Annotated in this window: 22 protein-coding genes and 1 riboswitch; of the genes, 11 read left to right on the top strand and 11 right to left on the bottom strand. The window is 38.6% G+C overall.

Features of this window, described 5'->3' with window-relative positions; all coding sequences use genetic code 11:
- Positions 1–4: 4 nt before the first annotated feature.
- Genes BMX40_RS04960 through BMX40_RS04940 form a run of 5 tightly spaced genes read left to right on the top strand, consistent with a single transcriptional unit; the run spans position 5 to position 4519 of the window.
- Positions 5–1336 carry an acetylornithine deacetylase gene (locus BMX40_RS04960; RefSeq protein ID WP_090867706.1) on the top strand — a complete coding sequence of 444 codons (1332 nt, stop codon included), beginning with the start codon at positions 5–7 and terminating at the stop codon, positions 1334–1336.
- Entirely contained in the window at positions 1326–2000 is a 675-nt protein-coding gene (gene tenA / locus BMX40_RS04955; RefSeq protein WP_090867450.1) for a thiaminase II, read from the top strand. The genes BMX40_RS04960 and tenA overlap by 11 nt, the downstream gene beginning before the upstream one ends.
- Positions 1993–2772 (top strand): ABC transporter ATP-binding protein, encoded by a 780-nt coding sequence (locus BMX40_RS04950; protein ID WP_090867448.1) that lies wholly within the window; start codon positions 1993–1995, stop codon positions 2770–2772. Before tenA ends, BMX40_RS04950 begins: the two co-directional genes overlap by 8 nt.
- The gene (locus tag BMX40_RS04945; RefSeq protein WP_090867446.1) at positions 2769–3524 is read left to right on the top strand and encodes an ABC transporter permease; all 756 of its coding nucleotides are present in this window, start codon (positions 2769–2771) and stop codon (positions 3522–3524) included. The genes BMX40_RS04950 and BMX40_RS04945 overlap by 4 nt, the downstream gene beginning before the upstream one ends.
- Positions 3521–4519, top strand: a complete 999-nt coding sequence (locus BMX40_RS04940; protein WP_425287841.1) for an ABC transporter substrate-binding protein — start codon at positions 3521–3523, stop codon at positions 4517–4519. The genes BMX40_RS04945 and BMX40_RS04940 overlap by 4 nt, the downstream gene beginning before the upstream one ends.
- Before the next feature lie 239 nt (positions 4520–4758).
- Here the strand turns inward: BMX40_RS04940 and thiE are convergent, their stop codons facing one another.
- From thiE to mscL, 8 genes are all read right to left on the bottom strand, one after another.
- The gene (thiE, locus tag BMX40_RS04935) at positions 4759–5418 is read right to left on the bottom strand and encodes a thiamine phosphate synthase (protein WP_090867442.1); all 660 of its coding nucleotides are present in this window, start codon (positions 5416–5418) and stop codon (positions 4759–4761) included.
- Complete coding sequence (thiD, locus tag BMX40_RS04930; protein WP_090867440.1) at positions 5415–6236, bottom strand: bifunctional hydroxymethylpyrimidine kinase/phosphomethylpyrimidine kinase; 822 nt, start codon at positions 6234–6236, stop codon at positions 5415–5417. The genes thiE and thiD overlap by 4 nt, the downstream gene beginning before the upstream one ends.
- A 559-nt stretch (positions 6237–6795) precedes the next feature.
- The gene (locus BMX40_RS04925) at positions 6796–7815 is read right to left on the bottom strand and encodes a thiazole biosynthesis adenylyltransferase ThiF (RefSeq protein ID WP_090867439.1); all 1020 of its coding nucleotides are present in this window, start codon (positions 7813–7815) and stop codon (positions 6796–6798) included.
- Positions 7812–8579: a thiazole synthase gene (locus BMX40_RS04920; RefSeq protein WP_090867437.1), complete on the bottom strand. Its 768-nt coding sequence runs from the start codon at positions 8577–8579 to the stop codon at positions 7812–7814. The genes BMX40_RS04925 and BMX40_RS04920 overlap by 4 nt, the downstream gene beginning before the upstream one ends.
- Before the next feature lie 2 nt (positions 8580–8581).
- Positions 8582–8785: a sulfur carrier protein ThiS gene (thiS, locus tag BMX40_RS04915; protein ID WP_090867435.1), complete on the bottom strand. Its 204-nt coding sequence runs from the start codon at positions 8783–8785 to the stop codon at positions 8582–8584.
- A gap of 14 nt (positions 8786–8799) precedes the next feature.
- Entirely contained in the window at positions 8800–9924 is a 1125-nt protein-coding gene (gene thiO, locus BMX40_RS04910; RefSeq protein ID WP_090867433.1) for a glycine oxidase ThiO, read from the bottom strand.
- Positions 9925–9960: 36 nt separating this feature from the next.
- On the bottom strand, positions 9961–10566 hold the full coding sequence (gene tenI, locus BMX40_RS04905; protein WP_090867431.1) for a thiazole tautomerase TenI: 606 nt from the start codon (positions 10564–10566) through the stop codon (positions 9961–9963).
- A gap of 81 nt (positions 10567–10647) precedes the next feature.
- Positions 10648–10750, bottom strand: a riboswitch (TPP riboswitch).
- Between the two features lie 119 nt (positions 10751–10869).
- Positions 10870–11358 carry a large conductance mechanosensitive channel protein MscL gene (gene mscL / locus BMX40_RS04900; protein ID WP_090867429.1) on the bottom strand — a complete coding sequence of 163 codons (489 nt, stop codon included), beginning with the start codon at positions 11356–11358 and terminating at the stop codon, positions 10870–10872.
- 234 nt (positions 11359–11592) lie between these two features.
- Between mscL and BMX40_RS04895 the strand changes: the two genes are divergently transcribed.
- From BMX40_RS04895 to BMX40_RS04885, 3 genes are all read left to right on the top strand, one after another.
- Positions 11593–12129 (top strand): ribonuclease H-like YkuK family protein, encoded by a 537-nt coding sequence (locus BMX40_RS04895; RefSeq protein WP_090867427.1) that lies wholly within the window; start codon positions 11593–11595, stop codon positions 12127–12129.
- Positions 12130–12294: 165 nt separating this feature from the next.
- The gene (locus BMX40_RS04890) at positions 12295–13749 is read left to right on the top strand and encodes a zinc ribbon domain-containing protein (protein ID WP_090867425.1); all 1455 of its coding nucleotides are present in this window, start codon (positions 12295–12297) and stop codon (positions 13747–13749) included.
- A gap of 72 nt (positions 13750–13821) precedes the next feature.
- Positions 13822–14613, top strand: coding sequence for a zinc ribbon domain-containing protein (locus tag BMX40_RS04885; protein ID WP_090867422.1), 792 nt, complete (start codon positions 13822–13824; stop codon positions 14611–14613).
- 434 nt (positions 14614–15047) lie between these two features.
- On the opposite strand, the gene BMX40_RS04880 is transcribed toward BMX40_RS04885, so the two are convergent.
- The 3 genes from BMX40_RS04880 to BMX40_RS04870 form a co-directional block, all read right to left on the bottom strand.
- Positions 15048–15872, bottom strand: a complete 825-nt coding sequence (locus BMX40_RS04880; RefSeq protein WP_090867420.1) for a PIN domain-containing protein — start codon at positions 15870–15872, stop codon at positions 15048–15050.
- 17 nt (positions 15873–15889) lie between these two features.
- Positions 15890–16261 (bottom strand): hypothetical protein, encoded by a 372-nt coding sequence (locus BMX40_RS04875; protein WP_090867418.1) that lies wholly within the window; start codon positions 16259–16261, stop codon positions 15890–15892.
- A gap of 123 nt (positions 16262–16384) precedes the next feature.
- Positions 16385–16915, bottom strand: coding sequence for an LURP-one-related family protein (locus tag BMX40_RS04870; protein WP_090867417.1), 531 nt, complete (start codon positions 16913–16915; stop codon positions 16385–16387).
- A 139-nt stretch (positions 16916–17054) separates the two neighbouring features.
- Here BMX40_RS04870 and BMX40_RS04865 point away from each other — a divergent pair, with 139 nt between their 5' ends.
- From BMX40_RS04865 to BMX40_RS04855, 3 genes are all read left to right on the top strand, one after another.
- Positions 17055–18353: an alpha/beta hydrolase gene (locus BMX40_RS04865; protein ID WP_090867415.1), complete on the top strand. Its 1299-nt coding sequence runs from the start codon at positions 17055–17057 to the stop codon at positions 18351–18353.
- Positions 18354–18557: 204 nt separating this feature from the next.
- On the top strand, positions 18558–19520 hold the full coding sequence (locus tag BMX40_RS04860) for a D-2-hydroxyacid dehydrogenase (protein ID WP_090867413.1): 963 nt from the start codon (positions 18558–18560) through the stop codon (positions 19518–19520).
- A 542-nt stretch (positions 19521–20062) separates the two neighbouring features.
- Positions 20063–20602 carry a glycerol-3-phosphate responsive antiterminator gene (locus tag BMX40_RS04855; protein WP_090867412.1) on the top strand — a complete coding sequence of 180 codons (540 nt, stop codon included), beginning with the start codon at positions 20063–20065 and terminating at the stop codon, positions 20600–20602.
- The last annotated feature ends 180 nt before the right edge of the window (positions 20603–20782 follow it).

The following is a 20782-nucleotide window of genomic DNA, read 5'->3' as shown; positions in this document are numbered from 1 at the left end:
TGAAATGAAAGATATACAAGACATCTGTAAACAAGTGGATGAGCGACAAGATGAACTTACTAAGTTGTTGAAAACATTAATAATGTATAAAACACCAGCACCACCCGCAAGAAATACGAACGAAGCACAACAATTTGTAGCAACGTTCCTTAACAACCAGGAATTTTCTATTGATAAATGGGAGATTTACCCAGGTGATCCCAATGTAGTGGGGTATTTAAAAGGTTTAGATTCACAAAACTATAAAAGCCTCATCATTAATGGACATATGGATGTAGCTGAAGTGAGTACGGACGAAAACTGGGAGAAAGATCCTTTCACCCCTATTGTACGGGACGGATATATTATTGGCCGTGGAGCTGCTGATATGAAAGGTGGTATGGCTGGTGCGTTATTTGCAATTCAATTACTAAAGGAAAATAGGATGGAACTTCCAGGTGATTTAACCTTTCAATCCGTGATTGGAGAAGAAGTTGGTGAAGCTGGAACGTTACAAGCGTGTAAACGTAATGGTGGAGCCGAAGCCGACTTTGCCGTAGTGGTCGATACGAGTGACTTACATATTCAAGGCCAGGGTGGAGTCATTACCGGTTGGATCACCATTAAAAGCGAGAAAACCTTCCACGATGCGATGAGAAGCAAAATGATTCATGCTGGCGGGAATGTACTCGGTGCCAGTGCTATTGAAAAAATGATGAAGATAATCGAAGGGCTACAGGAGCTAGAACGCCACTGGGCCGTAACAAAAAGTTACCCCGGTTATCCAGCAGGTACGAATACGATCAACCCTGCCGTTATTGAAGGTGGTCGGCATGCAGCTTTTATCGCTGACGAGTGCCGTCTTTGGATTACGGTTCATTTTTATCCAAACGAAACCCATGAGCAAGTAGCCCAAGAAATTGAAGAATACATTTTAAACGTTGCCAAAGGGGACCTTTGGTTAAAGGATAATCTTCCAACGTTTACTTGGGGCGGAACTTCTATGATTGAAGACAAAGGAGAAATATTCCCATCCCTAGAAATAGATCCTGAACAGGAAGGGGTTCAGCTTTTAGCAGGAGTACATGAAAAAGTATCTGGTGAACGTGCAATCCTTGATGTTTCCCCAACCGTAACAGATGGTGGCTGGTTAGGCGAAGAAGGAATTCCAACCGTCATCTACGGACCTGGAGATTTACAAAACGCCCATTCTGTTAACGAACAAGTTTTAATAGAACAATTGATTCAATACACCAAAACATTAGTACAATTTATCTTTGAATGGACCAACACAAAAAAAATAAAGATTAGGCGCGAAGCCACAAATTTAAATAGAGGTGATTGGGATGAAATTTAGTGAAAGATTACATGAGAAATTACAAGCCATTTGGAGAAAGAACCATTCCCACCCATTTGTTCAAGGGATTGGAGATGGCTCATTAGATAAAGAGAAATTCCGTTTTTTTATGATTCAAGATTACTTATACCTTATAGAATATGCAAAACTATTTGCGATTGGAGCTGCGAAGTCTACTGATGTTGCCACAATGGGACGGTTTGCCGCATTATTAGATTCGACATTAAATGAAGAAATGGATTTGCATCGCCAGTACGGGAAAAAGTTCGGAATCACACCAGAGGAATTTGAAGAAGCAAAGCCATCTCCTACGACCCTTGCATATACACACTACATGCTACATGTAGGACAGAATGGAACACTTGCCGACCTAATTGCAGCTCTACTCCCCTGTGCTTGGAGCTACTGGGAAATAGGTAAGGAACTAAATGAAATACCTGGAGCTAGCGAGCATGAATTTTACGGCGAGTGGATAAAAATGTATAGCTCCGAAGAATTTGGTCAGGTTGCCCAGTGGTGTATTGACTTACTTGATGACCTTACAAAAGGGAAACCGGAAGAAGAGCTATCCCATTTAGAGGAAATCTTCCTAAACACAACTCGTTTTGAATATATGTTTTGGGAAATGTCGTACAATCAAGCGATGTGGCCAATCGATGCATAGTCCCGCAGTACAATTCTCAAACATTACCTTCCACTACGGAATCGGCATGGAAACGTCCACTGAACCAAATGTGTTAGACAACGTAAGCTTTCATGTTAATGCCGGAGAATTTATTAGCATTATTGGTCCAAGTGGCTCTGGGAAAAGCACCCTTTTCAAGCTAATTACCGGACTGGAGCAGCCAACCTCTGGTGAGATTCTATTAAATGGCCAGCACGATCACAACCGCCTCGGCCGAGTTGGTTACATGCCACAGCAAGACTTACTAATGCCTTGGCGAACAATTTTAAAAAATGCTGCACTCCCCCTCGAATTAAAAGGGGTAGCGAAAAACAATGCACATCAACGCGTTTTAGAGCTTCTTGAGGAATTCGGCTTAAAAGGAGTGGAACATAAATATCCAAGAGATCTTTCTGGGGGAATGAAGCAGCGGGTTTCCTTTCTTCGGGCGGTATTAAGTGGTTCCAATATTCTCCTCCTAGATGAACCGTTCAGTGCACTGGATGCCATAACAAGAATGAACATGCAAGCATGGTTATTGGAAAAATGGGAAAAGTGGAAAACAACGATTTTATTTATCACTCACGATGTGGAAGAGGCACTCTTTTTATCTGACAGTGTTTTTGTATTATCGGAAACTCCTGTTCAGCATTTAGAAAAGATAAACGTCCCTTTGGGAAGACCGAGAGATTTTCATATGATCCACCAGCCAGAAATAATCAAGCTAAAAGAACAATTGATTGAACAGCTCCGTTGGAGGGTGACACCATGATTCAAAAAAGAAACTCTTTTTTGGCACCAGCACTACTTGTGTTTATCCTACTCGTTACGTGGGAAATTGCGGCTAGATTTATCGCGATCGCATTTATTTTGCCGTCACCTACACAAGTCGCAATGAAACTATGGGAACTTAAAGCAATTCTCTTTTTTGTACATTTACCAGCAACGTTACTAGTGATACTTACGGGATTATTATTATCGATTATATTTGGAATTGGAATAGCTATTTGGATGAATGGAAGTAAAATTGCGGAAAAGGCTTTTTACCCGATTATTATTTCATCCCAAACGATCCCCATTATTGCTTTAGCACCAATTTTTGTCCTTTGGTTCGGGTACTCGCTATGGAGTAAGGTTGCGGTAACACTCCTGATTACATTTTTCCCAATAACAGTAAACACTTATGATGGGCTACGCTCTAGTAGGCAAGAAATAAAGGAACTGTTATTAACGATGGGAGCGAGTAAACGTGATATTTTTTTCAAATTACAAGTACCATCTGCACTTCCACATTTTTATTCTGGTTTAAAAGTCGCCGTCACATTAAGTGTGATTGGAGCAGCGATTGCGGAGTGGCTTGGTGCCCAAGCAGGTTTAGGATTTTTTAGTCGCCGAATGATGAACCAGTTTGATGGAGCAGGCGTGTTCGCCCCTATTGTTCTATTATCATTGGTCGGCATTGCTTTATTTCTTATGGTTATCGCACTTGAAAAAATCACATTAAAATGGAGGAAAACAAAGTGAAAAAGTCATTGTTTTTATTGGTAATCGCATTGATTATTATCGTTCTTGTAGCTTGTCAAAGTGAGCAATCGGGAGCAGGAGACGAAGAGGTTACAGAAATTGATATTATGCTAGATTGGTATCCAAATGCTGTACATAGCTACTTATATGCTGCAATTGAAAACGGTTATTTTGAAGAAGAAGGAATTAAAGTGAACATTCAATTCCCTACCAATCCAACAGATCCAATTAACTTAGCTGCTGCAGGAAAAATCACATTAGGTATTACCTACCAACCAGATGTGGTAACTGCCAGAGCAAACGAGGATGTTCCGGTTAAATCAATTGGGGCAATTGTTCGTTCTCCTTTGAACCATACCGTTTTTATGGCCGATAGTGACATTAAAACGCCGAAGGATTTAGAAGGAAAAAATGTTGGATTCCCTGGGATCCCTTTAAACGAGGCATTAATACAAACAATGGTACAAAATGATGGCGGAGATCCCTCTCAAGTTCAGCTCACTGACGTCGGATTCGAACTTGGTTCATCTCTTGTCAGTGGGAATGTAGCAGCAGTAACTGGCGCTTACATTAATCATGAAGTCCCATTACTTCAACACGAGGGATATGCGGTTGATTATATGAATCCAGTCGATTATGGAGTACCTAGCTTTTATGAGCTGGTATTTGTGACCAATGATACGACTTGGGAGAACGAAAGCGATGCCATCCGTTCCTTTTGGCGTGGTGCTACAAAAGGTTACGAATTTATGGTAGAAAACCCAGAGGAAGCCCTGAATATTTTATTAAACAACCAAGATGAAGCCAATTTCCCACTTAATGAAGAAGTAGAAAAGGAAAGCCTCGAAATCCTGTTGCCCAAAATGAAATCTACAAATGGATTTGGAAGTCAGGAAGCGGAATCATGGCAAGAAACGATTGATTGGATGGAAGAATATGAACTTATTGACACCAAACCATCGTTACAAGATATTTTTGTAAATATCGTAGAATAAGCCTGAGTACAATTGGTCTTCCGCAGGTTTTATCTCATTATATTTGCGGAATAGACCAATAACAGTTAGTGGAGATGATTTCTATATAAAAAGGGAACAGCTTCACTTTTTTCAAGAGATCGGAACAAAAGCGCAACATATTTGATAATTACTTTTACCTCATCAAAAATTCCCCTTTAGAATAATCGACTAAAAGGGGAATTTTTTGTTATATACCAGCTTACTAATACCACGCATATTCACTGCATTACTGAATCCACTGCTGCTTTAAGCAATCTTGCTTGCTCTTTTGGTGACTTTGCCTTGCTAATAGCTGTTATCACCGAAACACCATCAGCTCCTCCTTTAACAACGGATGCTGCATTCTCTGGTGTAATTCCACCAATGCCTACGATTGGGATTGAAATGCCTTGTTTTCGTAATTCTTGAACTAGAATTGTTCCTTGTACAGCTTCCGTATCTTTTTTCGTTTCGGTGGGAAACACTGGACCAGTTCCTATATAATCTGCTCCCTGATTGATGGCTGCTTCTACTTCCTCTTGATTATGAGCAGATATTCCTAAAATTTTATCACCAATTTTTTTTCGAACTTGTTCGGCTGGTTCATCATCTTGACCAATATGGACACCATCTGCATTTATCTTTAAAGCAAGGTCAATATCATCGTTCACAATAAAAGGAACTTGATAGTGTTTACATATTTCTAGCAATTCTTTGGCAAGTCGAATTTTTTCTTCACCAACTAGAGCCTGATCTCCTTTTTCGCGAAACTGGAATAAAGTTATTCCACCGTGAATCGCATCCTTCAAAACTTCTCGTGGATCTTCATCACAATTTTGACTACCCATGATAAAGTAAGTCTTTAATAATGAACGCATTTCTTCTGTAGATACCTTCATTTAACGTCTCCTCCCCTCACATTTCGGTATGCCCAATGATTCGTTGGACCATGGCCATTTCCGATACCAAGGGAGTTTTCAATAGCTGCATGAATAAAAGCCTTGGCTACACGTACTGCATCTAGAATGTCTTTCCCCTTAGCTAGTTCGGCCGTAATGGCAGCAGAAAACGTACAACCTGTGCCATGTGTATGTTTCGTTTCAATTCGCTTGCTTGTAAAAGAATGGAATTCCTTCCCGTCGTATAACAGATCGATGAGTTCCGTTTGTCCTTCATCATGACCACCTTTAATAACGACATTCTTAACCCCAAGCCCATATAATTGCTTTGCTGCTTCTTTTCGGTCCTCTAGCGTACGAATCGGTTTATTGGTCAACACCTCCGCTTCAGGAATATTCGGCGTAATAACAAATGAAACTGGTAGGAGCTGTTCTTTGATGGCTTTTACAGCATCTTCTTGAAGCAAACGAGATCCTCCTTTTGCGATCATAACCGGATCAACCACAACATTTCCCCATTCATACTGCTTTACTTTTCGTGCAACAACTTCAATTATTTCTGTGCTAAACAACATACCAGTCTTCACCGCATCAATCCCAATATCAGCTGTTACGGCATCAATTTGTTTGCTGACGGCTTCTGTGGAAAGCGGATATACACCATTAACCCCAAGTGTATTTTGTGCAGTAACAGCAGATAGTGCAGACATACCAAATACATCCAATTCCTGAAACGTCTTTAGATCTGCTTGAATACCTGCTCCACCACCACTATCTGATCCAGCTATCGTCAATGCCTTTAACGTTTTTGTATTCATTTGATCACCTTTTTTAAGAGATATTTTCACCTTAAAGATGCTTATCACCAACGTAATGGTAATAAGTCTTCATTCCACTTATTCCTGGTAAGATAATGAAGTTATATTAAATTAAGCCTTTTGCTAAGTCTTTAAGACAAAAGGCTTAACTACACTTATGTTGGATAGGGTAGTTTGTACTTCTATCTGCCAAAAAAAAGACTTCTCCCTAGGGAAAAGTCCATATTTCAGCCATCACTTCCCTACACTGGCATTACCCAACAGGTTCAACGGTCTACGAAGGATTATTCGTACTCTCAGCCTGCTTCCACAAGCTCCCGTTCTAATTCTATTTTGACCGTTCCGAAAACAAGTCGGATCCTCGTTCCGCTAATCATTTAAAATAACACTCGTAGAGCATGGTTTCGGATCCTCATTCCTTTATTTACCTTTTTCAAGTAAAATTCCATTTATTTTTGGCTAATAACGGAACGAGGATCCATACTTTCCTTTTTGTACGATATATATGCCATATAACGGAATGAGGATCCACTTCCTGTTTATTCCACCAGTTTTCAATCTACCCCAAATAACGATGATACAACGTCTTCGCCTCAGCAGTGTCGTTTGTGCCATGAACAAGTACACGGCCATCCTTAAACAATACCAAACGATGATCCCCAATATGAAAGGATAGTAGGTAAGGATTTCGAGTAACCTTACCACCTTGTTCGGCTAATATTTCAGCTAGCTGTTCCAAGTCTCGCTCCCTTTTTTCTGGAGGACGGATTTGAACCGTATCCCTTCCACATAACACGGCAGTTTTGGTCTGGTTGGAATATGATAAAAAAGGATAGGAAGGATCTTCTCCACAGGTGGAACAGCCTGCCTTTTTCAGCCGATCGACCTGTATTGCTGTATGCTGATTTTTCCATAAGTCAAAAGAAACTACCTTTTTTCGTAATGCCTCGTAATCTTCCACCAATATTTTCATAGCCTCTGTCGTTTGATAGGCGACAACCATTTGAACAGCTGGGCTAATAATCCCCACTGTATCACAGGTTAATCCACCGATTGGCACCGTTTCGAGTAAACAATGCAAGCACGGGGTTTCACCTGGCAAAATGGTGTAGCTAATACCATAGCTCCCGACACATGCCCCATATATCCAGGGAATCCGGTGTTTATGAGCAATATCGTTAATAATCATACGAATGTCAAAGTTGTCGGTAGCATCCATTATTAAGTCAACATCATCCATTAATTGTTCAATCTCTTCAACGGATACATCCAACACCAACGCATTGATATCTACATCGGAATTGATCGTTTTCAAGCGCCTTTCCGCAGCAACTGCTTTTGGTATCCGGTTCTCTGCATCTTCTTCCGTATACAACTGCTGACGCTGCAGATTGCTCCATTCCACATAGTCCCGATCAACAATCGTCAGTTTCCCTACTCCTGCACGGACAAGAGCTTCAGCACTCCCTGTTCCAAGGGCACCTGCCCCAATGACGAGCACATGTTTTTGGCGAATGTTTGATTGTCCTTCTTTCCCTATCGGAGTGAACAACTCTTGTCGGGAATAACGCTCACTCAACTGATGCTCATCCCTTCCATCGGACTACTTGCTGTTGCATAACGTTTTTTCGGGATCCGGCCAGCTTCATAGCCTAATCTTCCCGCTTCAATCGCCATGTTCATTGCTTTAGCCATTTTCACTGGATCCTCTGCACCAGAAACTGCTGTGTTTAATAATACACCGTCCGCCCCAAGTTCCATGGCGATTGTCGCATCTGATGGTGTCCCAATCCCTGCATCAACGATAACCGGTACATTCGATTGTTCGATAATAAAGCTAAGATTTAATGGATTCACAATTCCTTGGCCAGATCCAATTGGTGAAGCACCAGGCATAATCGCATGGCAGCCCATTTCCTCCAGACGTTTGGCTAGTAGCACATCATCTGAGGTATACGGCAAAACGATGAATCCTTCTTTTAATAGCTCTTCCGATGCCTTTAATGTTTCAACTGGGTCCGGTAAAAGTGTTTTTTGATCGCCTATTACTTCGACTTTGATCATGTCACAAAGCCCGGATGCTTTTGCCAATTTTGCTGTTCGAACCGCTTCTTCTGCGGTCTTGGCACCTGCCGTATTTGGTAATAAATTGTATTTTTCCACATCAATTTTTTCTAAAAAATTGGGCTGACTTGCTTCAAAAATATTCATTCGGCGTACAGAAAACGTAAGTATCTCCGTCTCGGAAACCGCTACAGCTTCTTTTTGCACATCAAAGTTCGGGTATTTCCCAGTACCTAATAATAATCTTGATTTAAATTCATATGGTCCAATTTTTAACATGATCATCCGCCTCCTACAAAGTTTACAATTTCAATTTTGTCCCGATCCGAAAGCGTTGCTTCGTGATGAGATGCTTTTTCTAATATTTCTTGGTTTAATTCCACAATCACTACCTTTTGATCAATTCCAAAATGCTGTAATAAAGAAGAAACGGTTGTAATTGTTGCAGGAACTTCTACTCTATCCCCATTAATTATTAATTCCATATGTACACTCCCTCCTACATAATCGTTTTCACGTGACGGTCAATCCGAAAAGGGGTTACATCAAGCGTTGGTGCTTTCCCGTCTACCATTTCCGCGATAATTTCACCGGTTATTGGTGAAAGCAATATTCCATTACGAAAATGCCCCGTTGCAATCCATAACCCAGCGTATTTGGGATGCTCCCCTAGATAAGGGAGACCATCCATCGTTTGTGGTCGAATGCCCGCCCAGGACCTCTCCCATTCAGCATCCGCAATGGATGGGAGTATCTTTTGAGCTTTTCCCATCAGAGTATGGATTCCCTCCACCGTTACTATTTGGTCAAATGTATTTGGCTTCATCGTTGCTCCAACTAGAAGACGCCCGCCCTTTTTCGGAACAAGATAACACCCATGGGAAAAAACTGTTCCAGCGATTAATGGCTTATGCGTTAATACCGAGAAACATTCCCCTTTTACAGGATAGGCCTTCAGCTGCGCACCTACCTCTTGGAGTAGTTTTTGGCTCCATGCTCCTCCAGCAACTACAACATGTTCCCCTTCAAAAAGACCTGCTGTTGTTTGTACGCCGGTTACTTTTCCATTTTCCATGGGAAAGGAGGTAACTTCTGTATATTCCTTTATCTCGACTCCTAATGATGCAGCCGCTTTCAAAAACCCTAGTGTTAGCTTGGGAGCGGACACTTGCCCATCTTTTTCTATATACATCGCACCGGTTATTGCTGTAGATAGGGCTGGTTCACGCATGCGTAGCTCATTTTGGTTGATCCATTCTGCTTGCTCGCCTACTTCGTTTTGAATCTGAATAATGCGCTTATACTGGATTTCCTCATCCTCATACAATGCGATCTTATACATTCCTTTATGAACGAATTCAATATCGATTCCCGTCAACTCTTTTATTTCCTCGGAGAGTTGTGGAAACATTGCTCTGCTTTTTTTCGCTAATTGGAACATTGGACCAGCTTCATCCAATTCAGTCTGCGCTCCCAGCATACCCGCTGCGGCTCCAGAAGCCTTGCTTGCTAGGCGGTCTTTTTCCAACAAAAGGACCTTCTTCCCACGTTTTGCGAGATTGTAAGCGATGGAACCGCCATTGATTCCACCGCCTACCACAATTGCATCATACGTATTCGGCATAAAACGCTCCTTTCTATTTTGGGTTTATTGGATATGTTAGATTGAAAGATTCATTGCATATGCTTTCGCCATCTCTAAAGGATTATCAGCCTCCAACACACCTGACATGACAGCAACACCTTTAGCACCAGATTCAAGCACTGCTTTTACATCACTTGGTTTGATGCCACCTATTGCAATCACTGGTATAGACGTGTTCCTCGTGACAGCCACTAATGACTCGATCCCTCTAGGAGCTAGCCCAGGCTTCGAATTTGTCGCAAACACATGGCCATATGTGATATAGTCTGCGCCCTGGACTTCAGCCTGTTGTGCTTCCTCCAAGGAATGAACCGAGCAGCCTATTTTCATCTCGGGAAAATGATCCTTAACCAACGCTATTGGTAAGGAGTGGTACGCTAAATGGACACCATGAACCTTTGTGGCATACGCTACATCGACGCGATCATTGATGATAATTTTGGATAGCGGAACTTGGTTTGCTAGGAATAGCTTTACAAGTTCATAGATTTCTTTTGCAGTCTTCGTTTTTTCCCGAATATGAATGGCATCCACATATGGATGAATGTCCCCAGCAATGTCCGCTAGTTTTTCTGGTGGTTGTTTTCCTGTTGAAACAACATGTAATTGCCCTTTTTTCATAAGCGATTAACTCCTCTGCATAAGAAAAAGGCCACTCCTTATAGGGGTGGCCTTCTATATATGTATGTAGCATAAACATATCATTTATCAATCCCACTTCCCTACGCTGGTATTCCCCAGATCAGGTTCAAAGGGTCCAGATATCCATCTGTCTCAGCCATTATCGGCTCCCCTAGTAAGCACACTATGTAATTGTCACCGTCAGTATAACACAACTCGCACGAAGAGAAAAGGGTCAAGGGTGGGTCAGGGGGACAGGTTTCTTGTCCCATCCAATATGGACTTTTTCGTACTAGACACACATTAATTTATTCGCCAACGCGGCGCATTATTCTCTTCCTTTTGCTTTTTTTCCAATTTGGAAGAACAGTGCGGACATATTTTTGCTTTGTTAGGAATCGACAAACAACAATACGGGCATTCTTTTTTCGTCATTGATTCAAGCGGATGTTGATGTGGCTTTTTCCAGCGGTTTATCTGTCTAACAACAAGGAAAACAACAAATAAAATAATCAGAAAACGAATTGTTGCGGAAATAAACAGCCCATAATTAATTGTGGCAACACCTGCTTCCTGCGCCTCCGCTAGCGAAGAATAGGTTCGGCCATTAAGGCTAATATATAAGTTTTCTATATTCATCTTTGAATATAATAAACCAACTGGTGGAAGTAAGATATCCCGGACAAGCGAATCGATAAAACTACTTAACGCAGCTCCTAAGACAACCCCAACTCCCATATCAATTGCACTTCCACGCATTGTAAACTGACGAAATTCATGAAACAGCCCCATAGAACCGATCTCCTTTCTTCTAAAAACATATGAAGGAGTCGGACAAACTATGAAAAGGATATAGCGTTATGGAAAAGCTATCTCCCAAAATGAATCGTATATCCTGTCCCGTTCCAATGTAATTTTACATATAAATAAAGTATTAAAAGGAATTATTTTATCCCATATTTGTTATAAATAATAATAGGACGATCACTTCAAATCTGCTCCATTATTAGGAGGGAAATGTCACACATGACAGACTTCGATAGGTTGACGGATTCATTCCAAAACCTTAGTCAAAAAAATATGACGTTTGACCAAGTCTATAATCGAATTGTTAATTATATGAAACAGGATGTGACGGGGAATTACCGATTGATCTTTGGAACCGATTCACAGGTTCATACAGACTACACGCTATTCATTACAGGAATTGTAATCCAACGTGAAAGAAAAGGTGCTTGGGCCTGTATTCGAAAAGTGAAGGTGCCAAGGAAAATGATGAACCTCCATGAACGGATTTCCTATGAAACGACATTGACAGAAGAAGTCGTATCGATGTTTACAGAAGACCGAAAGAAGGAGCTAATCGATATTGTTTTACCACATATTTATAAAGGTGCATCCTTCACAGTGGAGGGCCATATCGACATCGGATCAGGAAGAAGAAATAAAACACGTGTCTTTGTTAATGAAATGGTTGCACGAATGGAGTCCTTAGGGTTGGAGCCCAAAATTAAACCAGACGCATTTGTCGCCAGCAGCTATGCCAACCGATATACAAAATAAATCACCCAACAAACAGAAATCGACAGGTGCCTGGCACCTATCGGGGAACCTGTCGATTAATTTTTTGCCAATATTTGAGTTTTTTTGTAAAAACTGGGTGAATTATTAAATGCTTTGTACTATACTAGTAGAGATTATTATTTAAGAGGAAGGAGGGAAATCTTATTGAAGTATTGCAAGGAGTGTGGACATCCATTAAAGAAGGGTGCTAGTTTTTGTTCAGAGTGTGGTACAAGCATAGAAACTAATCTCGATAATCCAAGAACAAACTCTAGTTCTACTAGTACCGCCAACCCGAATCATGTCCCTAAAAAGAAATGGACAAAAAAACAAAAGGTTGTCGCCATAAGTACTTCCATCGCTATAATATTACTTTTAATTGGCTACCAAATCGGTTCAACCTTGACCGATAAGAATCGAATCATTGAAAATTTCGGTGAAGCGATTCTTGATGAGGATAATGACAAACTCTCTACTATGCTTCATTCAAAAGATTCAAGATTAGAGATAGCTACGGACGATATCGATCATCTATTAGACTATCTAAATGACAATCCGTCATACTATAATTTCGTTATGGATTCACTAAAAAAACAAGCTGATTCATACGAGAATGGGGAAACTAATAATTTCGACGACAGTGTTTTCTTTTTAGAAAAAGAAGGCAAGACAGCATTTCTCTTTGATCGATACCAAATCAACATTGTTCCATTCTATTTTAATGTTGCAACAAATATGGAGGATGCAAAAATACTTCTTAATGGAGAAGAAATTGCAACAGCAGATTCAGATTCTTATGAGCTAGAATATGGTCCGGTATTACCTGGGGTGTATGAACTAAAATCAGAATACTCCGATGAATTCGCCATGCTAGAAAATAGTTATGATTTGGAACTTATGAATCCTTCTAATCAGAATTCATACGCTGAACTGCCTTTGTACGGAGAAAACGTAAAGCTTTCTTCTAATTTTGAAGATATTGCATCAAATGTTACCTACTATGTAAATGACACGGAAATTCAATTTAATGAATCAGACGACAACCAGTTTGGTCCTGTATCATTAGATGGTTCTATTACATCATACGCTACCCTTCAATTTCCTTGGGGAGAGGTTGAAACAGAAAAAATCACCATAGAAGACAATTCTGTTTATTTTGTCGCCGATTCTGTTTTAGAAACGATAAAATCAGATGTCATGGATGCTATACATACACACGCTCAAGATTGGTCAGATGCATATAACGATCTCGATAATTCTCTCTTTTCAAATGTAACTGATCCGTTATTGGAAGTATATACAGAAGACATTTCTGATATAAAAAGTAATGAGAAGAAATGGGTTGGCAGCTACGATAAAAGTATTATCGATTTAGACAGTTTTGACCTATCTTTAAAAGAGGACACATATATGGCGTATGTAGATGCAAGTCTATATTTTAATTCGACGATTGTTGACGTGGAAGAAGATGATGTAGCAACAACTGAAAACCATTACGACAGAGAGTACGAATTCATTTATGACAACGAAAGTAGTAGTTGGTTAATTAATAATTATAATAACTTATTTTGGGGATTTAATGCTGATAATGTACAAGAATTATCAGCTACAGAAGAGTAATTTGAGTTGGAAATTATAATAATATTTTAATAGATTCAGCATTATATTCAATATAAAAAAGGAGAGATTTACATGCATTGTACACAATGTGGAGCACAAGTAGATCAGGATTCAAAGTTTTGTATAAATTGCGGAGGGAAAATTAATCAAGAACATGCTGCCGCCTCACAAAACGAAGCTAAAAATCCAGCACATAGTGAGCAACAAACAAAAAATAATAAGCAAAATCAATACGTAGAGCAAGGAAAAGAAATTGGAAGGAATTATATACAATTTATTCCACAGGCGTTAAAACGACCATTCACTGCAAGCCAAAAGGTTTCAGAATCAGACAACATAAATGGTATAATTACACTCGTGCTTTTCTCACTTCTATTGCCTTTATATACATTTACGATAGCAAAGAAAATCAGCCCCGACTTTATAGAAGTTCCTTTTTTTGAAACAGTCTTAAAACCACTAGTGTTTATTTTAATTTTCTTTGCAATATTAGTAGGTATTAAGTTTGGAGTATCTAAACTCTTAAATGCAGAACTATCTTACATTAGAATTCTAACGATCTTTGGTTCATTAATGGTATTACCAACTTCACTTCTATTGGTTAGCCTATTGTTTTTAATATTGTCTATTAATGTGTTTAGTGCGATACTTCTTTTTGTAGCATTAGGGTTGGTATCTATATCGAGTATTGCGACTATCTTTTCGATAAAAACCTTTGCACGGGACGATAAAGGAATCGACGTCGTCTATGGAATTATTATTACAAATATCGCTATTGGGATTATCTTATTGATAATAGGAGATAGTATAGTTGGGAATTTAATAGACCAGATTCAAAGTAGTCTTATCGGATTTCCATTTTAATTTTTAGAGGGAAACAGGATATCAGCATTTGATATCCTGTTTTTGTATGATGAAATTTAATGAATACTAGATGTAACAAGGTTCTCCAGGCGCTGTTTAACTTGATATACTATAAAAATTGTCGAACACTTACATTTCATTTCAGCGTATGTGATACACTCATCTTGCTTAAACAACCCTATAGAAATATTATTTCTACTGGGGATCTATTATATATTCTTAATTGTTTCGAACGAACCCAGATCTACCGTGTACCTTATAAGTCAGTTGAAACATCTTTCTTAATAAGAACCGTCAATCCGTACCATTTTATTAGAGCCTGGTATGATAAACCCACACCCTGAAAAATATACTTTGCAAAAATCGACAGGTGCCTGGCACCTGTCGATTAATTCTACTAAACGAGGAAGCAAAAGAACCGTCCCCACGCTTCCTTATATCGATAATGTCGGCATTTTACTGTTACGTGCCAAAATGCGTGCACCTTTGTCATTGGAAACAAAAACGATAGGTACATTTTTCTCTAATAATTCTAAACAAGAAGCAATGATCTTTTCATCTGGACCACCTGTTAAGTGGCGCTGTTTTAAATAATTGTGATGTGGTATTTCCATGAAAACCACACGTCCTGCTTCTTGATACATCTCCAGGATATCGAACCCTAATTGGGCAGATTTTCTCGTTCCCGGTGAATCATTATTTTTCAAACCATCAAGTTCCTTCATTACCTGCTTACTAATATATAGCTTTAAATCACTATCTCGAAAAGCTGCAACTAGTGTTAATTGTTCATGCATCAATATATTCGTATCTGGAGCAATTACTGTCCCAGGCTTAATAGATGCCTTTAGGTTACGATATTTCATTACGGCGAGTTTCTGTAGCGATTGCTTTGCTAGCTTGTCATTCATTTTACTAGCCGTCATATTGGCATGCATAACAGATAGAACAGTTAAACCGATCCACACGTATATCAAGGTCCTATCTTCCATATTGATCGCAGAAAAATATACAACGAAATGCAAAATGACCAAAATGTATCCAAGTGTTTTCTTTTGCGAGTAAACATGACCTAAACCAACAACAAACGCAGACAACCAGCCAGCCTTCCCATTATCAATGGAAGTAAATTGTTTTACACGGTAATAATTTACGAATAATAGCACACTAAGTATGTAAATCACTAATAATACTGGTTCGCCCTTATCGACAATATCCAACCAATTGTTTACCCATCCGATGACTAATGCTAATAGCATCTCGTTCTCCCCTTACTTTAATAATTATGTGGATCACTAGCACCCGCATCATGTATCCCGGAACCATGATCAATTCCGTGATAGCTTTCGTCAACAACGATATCAAGACCAGGGTTCGTATATGGATCATGGGGATCATGTCCAGACTGATGATGAAAATTATCATCCACATAGGTACCAGATGAAAGCTGTGAATCACTGTATATTGGTGCAGTACCACGAGATACAACCATGGTCTGTAGGACATTATTTGTCCAGTCGTCCTTTGTATTAGGGAAGATTGACTTATACTCTATTCTTTTCCCAAAATGCTTTCCTTTTAACTCTAATAAAAAAGTACCGATAATTCCACCAACTAGAACGCAAATAATCAAGGACGTCATTTCCATGAAGAAGGCCTCCTTTCATTCGATAATAGGACTATTATATCACGATTCCACTTATTGATAGATAATTAGTGTACGAAAAGTGTTAATCTACTAGTAACAAATTACTTCGGTATTCCATAGACTTTAAACATCATGCTGGTTTTGTTTAGACTTCTGCTCCCTTTTCACTAATGAACGAATTCCTTGTACTAAATTAATGGCTTCCCACGTTGAAAACTCTTTTCCGTTAATTTCGACAGCAAATGTATGTGGGCGTAAGGAAATAATACTAGAAATAGAAAAAACTTGTATAACACGCACTCCCCTATCATTAACTACATCGAAGGTACGATCGGTTATACTTCCCTTTATATTATAAGTGTTTCCTTGACTATTTCTATAGCTATACTTTTTTCTAAACAAAGAAGGTTTTCTCTTAATTGTTCCAATTTCGTCTCCACTACCAGACGTTATTTGCCATTTTGGGAGCAAGGAAACCAATTTCGCTCCACCCTTAGATACTAGGTTTTCAGATGTATCCTTTATCTCTACTTTCCCTTTTACAGACAGAAATTTATAATGAATCGAACCGATTTCATTATAGCTTTCATCAAAAACAGGTGAACTTCCTGTTTTTACTAGCTTGTCTTTTAGGATTACTGTATTCGTCTCCATATTTTACCCCTCCATAAATTGAAGATTGAGAAAATTAATATTACTACCTATTTCTACCATTTTATTGCAATCATTTCTTAAGATAACTAAAATAGTAACATAGTCCCTATTACAAAGTCATTACATAGATGGAGGAACTATGAAAAAAATAGATTTAACAGATGCAACTATTCATTACGATATAAAAGGTTGCTCACCTTCAAGTGAGCACGCAAACACAATTGTCTTTCTTCATGGTGTTGGATTGGATCATACAGAATGGCATTATTTAATACCCTACTTAGAAGATTCCTATCGTTTATTCACCTATGATTTAAGATGGCATGGGCTTTCTTCCGGGACTTTTTATTCAGATGATGAACGAAATTGGAAGGCACTTTTCATAGACTTTATATCCCTTTTAGAAAAGGAAGAAATAACAAATTATCATCTAGTTGGCCACGGAATTGGCGCACAGCTAGGTATAGAGCTAATTAGTAGTGAGATGGTTAAGCCATTATCGTACACCATCCTATCTACCCCTTTTTACTATCCAGCTAGTGTTGCTGAAAAAGGCATTAAATACCGTACGGAGAAGATTAAGGGAATGACCGGAAGAGAGCTAGGTGCTTGGATGATTCCACAAATAATGGAAACAAAAGATCCAGAAAAGCACGAGCATATTAAGAATTCATTTGAAAAAGCCCGCCTGGATTTATACATGGATATCTTTTTATTACAAGCAAATGCACTAGATCTAGAAAAATTAAAGAAAATCTTTATACCAACATTATTACTAAATGGAGAAATGGATGTAAATTATCCTCCTGAATTAACCAATATAAGTATGAAGTATTTACCTAATGGTAGAGCTAAGATCCTTAGGAATGCTTCGAATATGGTTCATGTCGATCAGCCAGAACATACAGCAGCCCACATTCTAGAGTTTATTCAAGAACACGATGTAAAAAAAAGGAATACAGCTAAAAACTTAGATCTACCATATTTAGATATGCTTTACGAAAAAATTGAAAAATCAATGCTTATTCGTATTGATTTTCTAACGGTTTTTCAAATGCAAATAAATGGAGTTAAAGTAGAAGGAAAGTGGAACCAAAGAAAAGCAAGGGAATTAATAGCATATGTCGCCTTCTTTGGTAAATCTACAAAAGAGGTTGTTTGCGAAGCATTATGGCCAAATTCCAATAAAGTAAGTGCACAAAATTCATTACGAGTTTCCATCCATCACCTCCGAAAATTATTAAAAGATGCTGGGTACAAAAATATCATCCATTCCGATATGCAATACGTCTGGATCGATGAAAATATTGACGTTTCGTGTGACGTACTAGAAGCAATGAAAGAGAAAGTAAGTCTTCCACCTCGTCATCTCTTATTTTCCGATATCCCAAGCGATTGGACAATGAACATTCAAAGTCAGTTAGAAGTAAGTTATTAATAAAAATCCCTAATTACAACCAGACAGATAAAGATATTATTATTCTAATTAGGTAGTACTGCGATAAGAATCGTCCCTGTCGTTTCCTATGAATGATAAGGGGCTTTTTTTTTGCGAGGCTGCCTTCCCCTCCTCTTATTAATGTAATGCATGCTATACTTAACTTATCAATAATAAGGCACTATTAGCGAAAGGAAGGAACCTATGTCAAAACGAACAATCGTAGTTAATCTCGATCTAAGTGAAACCTATCTAAATGAAATTAAGAAAATAGCTCCTGGGTGGGATGTTGTAGCAGAAAAAGATCCTGAAGTAATATCAGATGAGCTAAAAAAAGCTGAAATTGTCGCTCGTTGGAACAAAACCATTGAACCTATTATCCTGGAGAAAAATACAAACTTAAAATGGATCCAAACCTGGAGTGCTGGCGTTAATAGTCTCCCATTGGAAGCATTACAAAAAAGAAACGTTTCCATTACAAGTGCCAACGGGGTACACGCATATCCAATCTCAGAGACTATATTTGCATTAATGTTAGGGTTAACCCGTAAGATTCATACCTATGTCCGTCAACAACTAAACAAAACATGGGATAATGCGAACCTAAAGCATGAGATTCATGAGAAGACCATAGGTATCATTGGGGTTGGTGCAATTGGACAGGAGACAGCAAAAATAGCCAAAGCATTTGGAATGAATGTGCTAGGCGTCCGTCGTTCTGGAGTACTGACGAAATATGTGGATCAAATGTATACACCAGATCAATTGGAAGAGATACTGCCACAATGTGATATTGTTGTGATTACACTGCCTCTGACGGAAGAGACGACAAATCTATTTGCCGCTGAACAGTTTAAACAAATGAAGGATAGTGCCATCCTCATTAACATAGGACGGGGACAAATTGTTGTGGAGGATGACTTAATACAAGCGTTACAAAACAATGAAATAGCTGGTGCAGGGCTTGATGTGTTTGCTACTGAACCATTACCAGAAGATAGTCCACTTTGGAATATGGAAAATGTAATTGTCACTCCCCACACGGCAGGAGCAACCGAATATTATACGGATCGAGTAATTAAAGATATATTTATTCCTAATCTCAAACGTTATATTCAGGATGGGGAGTTAGGTATTAATGTAGTTGATTATGAGAAGGGATATTGAATAATTAAGTGAATAGGATATACACATGTAGGAATAAGAACATTCACCTATAAAATATGCTAGGATTTATCGAACAATAATCTATAAATCCTAGCTAGTAAAAAATCGATACACAACCTATTAGTTAGAAAATATTCTACTGCTACTACTTTGGTATTTTAGCAACTATAGCATTAGTTTAGCTAGCACACTCTTTAGTGTATCTCCTTGTATTACCTGGTTATAAAAGTACCATCAATCATATCTCTTAATACCAGTATACTTTCGGACTCGTTTCCTCGTAGCTCTTGGCCCGCCAGACTACCTATCGGTTAATTTAGATTTCAACTCCAGCACCAGTCCAGTACCATACGCATGTTATACCCCAAAAATATATTCGACAAATTAGGATGGGTGCCAGGCACCTACTTAGTTCTCCTTCGCACTTATTCTTTCGCGCCTCAAATTCAAATTCTTGTCTATCTAATAAAGAAATGTATAATTAATATTTTAATAGGATTCTTCGAGATACCTATCATTAAATTCTATTGGAGGTGATATAAATGACAAAATTAGAGGGTGTATTGCCTGCTATTCGAAGTATGAAGGATTTCGAAGCTGCCCTTACCAGTGATCATGAAAATATCATTTTTTTAGAGACAAGATTATCCCAAGTCAAGAGCCTGGTACAATATACAAAACAAAAAAATAAAAAAGTATTTATGCACGTTGATTTAATCCAAGGGTTGAAAGTGGACGAGTACGGATTAGAATATCTAATCAACGATATCAAAGTGGATGGAATTATCTCAACTAGAGGAAACGTAATCACAACCGCGAAAAAGCATAATATTGTAGGAATACAACGTTTGTTTGCACTGGATAGTCATGCAATTAATCACAATTTGAAAGTTTGCAAAAATATCCAACCAGATTATATAGAGGTTCTACCGGGCATCATTCCGAGCATATTGAAAGAAATTAACGAAGAAACTGGAATACCAGTAATTGCTGGTGGATTAATCCGTACAAAAGAGGATGTAAAAAACACATTAAATAGTGGTGCGACTGCGATAACAACCTCCAACAAAGAATTGTGGTAACTGAAAACGACAAACGTTGACAACGTTTTCAAATCATAATATACTTATATTTAAGTTAATAGTTTGTGACGAGAACTCGGAGACACACTATAATCTTTGAATATTAAATTCAAGGAAATAATAGTGTGTCTTTTTTTATTCTCTTTACACCTTAATTACAGTTCCTATAAAACAAGAGGA

It is taken from the genome of Oceanobacillus limi (assembly GCF_900111445.1).
Classification (GTDB): Bacteria; Bacillota; Bacilli; order Bacillales; family Amphibacillaceae; genus Ornithinibacillus; species Ornithinibacillus limi.
Note: the sequence above shows the minus strand (reverse complement) of the source record. Positions and strands in the feature narration are given on the sequence as shown.

Excerpts from the sequence above, each read along its gene's own strand:
- BMX40_RS04960 (WP_090867706.1), top strand. The coding sequence starts at position 5 with ATGAAAGATATACAAGACATCTGTAAACAAGTGGATGAGCGACAAGAT.
- tenA (WP_090867450.1), top strand. The coding sequence starts at position 1,326 with ATGAAATTTAGTGAAAGATTACATGAGAAATTACAAGCCATTTGGAGA.
- BMX40_RS04950 (WP_090867448.1), top strand. The coding sequence starts at position 1,993 with ATGCATAGTCCCGCAGTACAATTCTCAAACATTACCTTCCACTACGGA.
- BMX40_RS04945 (WP_090867446.1), top strand. The coding sequence starts at position 2,769 with ATGATTCAAAAAAGAAACTCTTTTTTGGCACCAGCACTACTTGTGTTT.
- thiE (WP_090867442.1), bottom strand. The coding sequence starts at position 5,418 with ATGAAGGTATCTACAGAAGAAATGCGTTCATTATTAAAGACTTACTTT.
- thiD (WP_090867440.1), bottom strand. The coding sequence starts at position 6,236 with ATGAATACAAAAACGTTAAAGGCATTGACGATAGCTGGATCAGATAGT.
- BMX40_RS04920 (WP_090867437.1), bottom strand. The coding sequence starts at position 8,579 with ATGTTAAAAATTGGACCATATGAATTTAAATCAAGATTATTATTAGGT.
- thiS (WP_090867435.1), bottom strand. The coding sequence starts at position 8,785 with ATGGAATTAATAATTAATGGGGATAGAGTAGAAGTTCCTGCAACAATT.
- thiO (WP_090867433.1), bottom strand. The coding sequence starts at position 9,924 with ATGCCGAATACGTATGATGCAATTGTGGTAGGCGGTGGAATCAATGGC.
- tenI (WP_090867431.1), bottom strand. The coding sequence starts at position 10,566 with ATGAAAAAAGGGCAATTACATGTTGTTTCAACAGGAAAACAACCACCA.
- mscL (WP_090867429.1), bottom strand. The coding sequence starts at position 11,358 with ATGGGGCTGTTTCATGAATTTCGTCAGTTTACAATGCGTGGAAGTGCA.
- BMX40_RS04895 (WP_090867427.1), top strand. The coding sequence starts at position 11,593 with ATGACAGACTTCGATAGGTTGACGGATTCATTCCAAAACCTTAGTCAA.
- BMX40_RS04885 (WP_090867422.1), top strand. The coding sequence starts at position 13,822 with ATGCATTGTACACAATGTGGAGCACAAGTAGATCAGGATTCAAAGTTT.
- BMX40_RS04880 (WP_090867420.1), bottom strand. The coding sequence starts at position 15,872 with ATGCTATTAGCATTAGTCATCGGATGGGTAAACAATTGGTTGGATATT.
- BMX40_RS04875 (WP_090867418.1), bottom strand. The coding sequence starts at position 16,261 with ATGGAAATGACGTCCTTGATTATTTGCGTTCTAGTTGGTGGAATTATC.
- BMX40_RS04870 (WP_090867417.1), bottom strand. The coding sequence starts at position 16,915 with ATGGAGACGAATACAGTAATCCTAAAAGACAAGCTAGTAAAAACAGGA.
- BMX40_RS04865 (WP_090867415.1), top strand. The coding sequence starts at position 17,055 with ATGAAAAAAATAGATTTAACAGATGCAACTATTCATTACGATATAAAA.
- BMX40_RS04860 (WP_090867413.1), top strand. The coding sequence starts at position 18,558 with ATGTCAAAACGAACAATCGTAGTTAATCTCGATCTAAGTGAAACCTAT.
- BMX40_RS04855 (WP_090867412.1), top strand. The coding sequence starts at position 20,063 with ATGACAAAATTAGAGGGTGTATTGCCTGCTATTCGAAGTATGAAGGAT.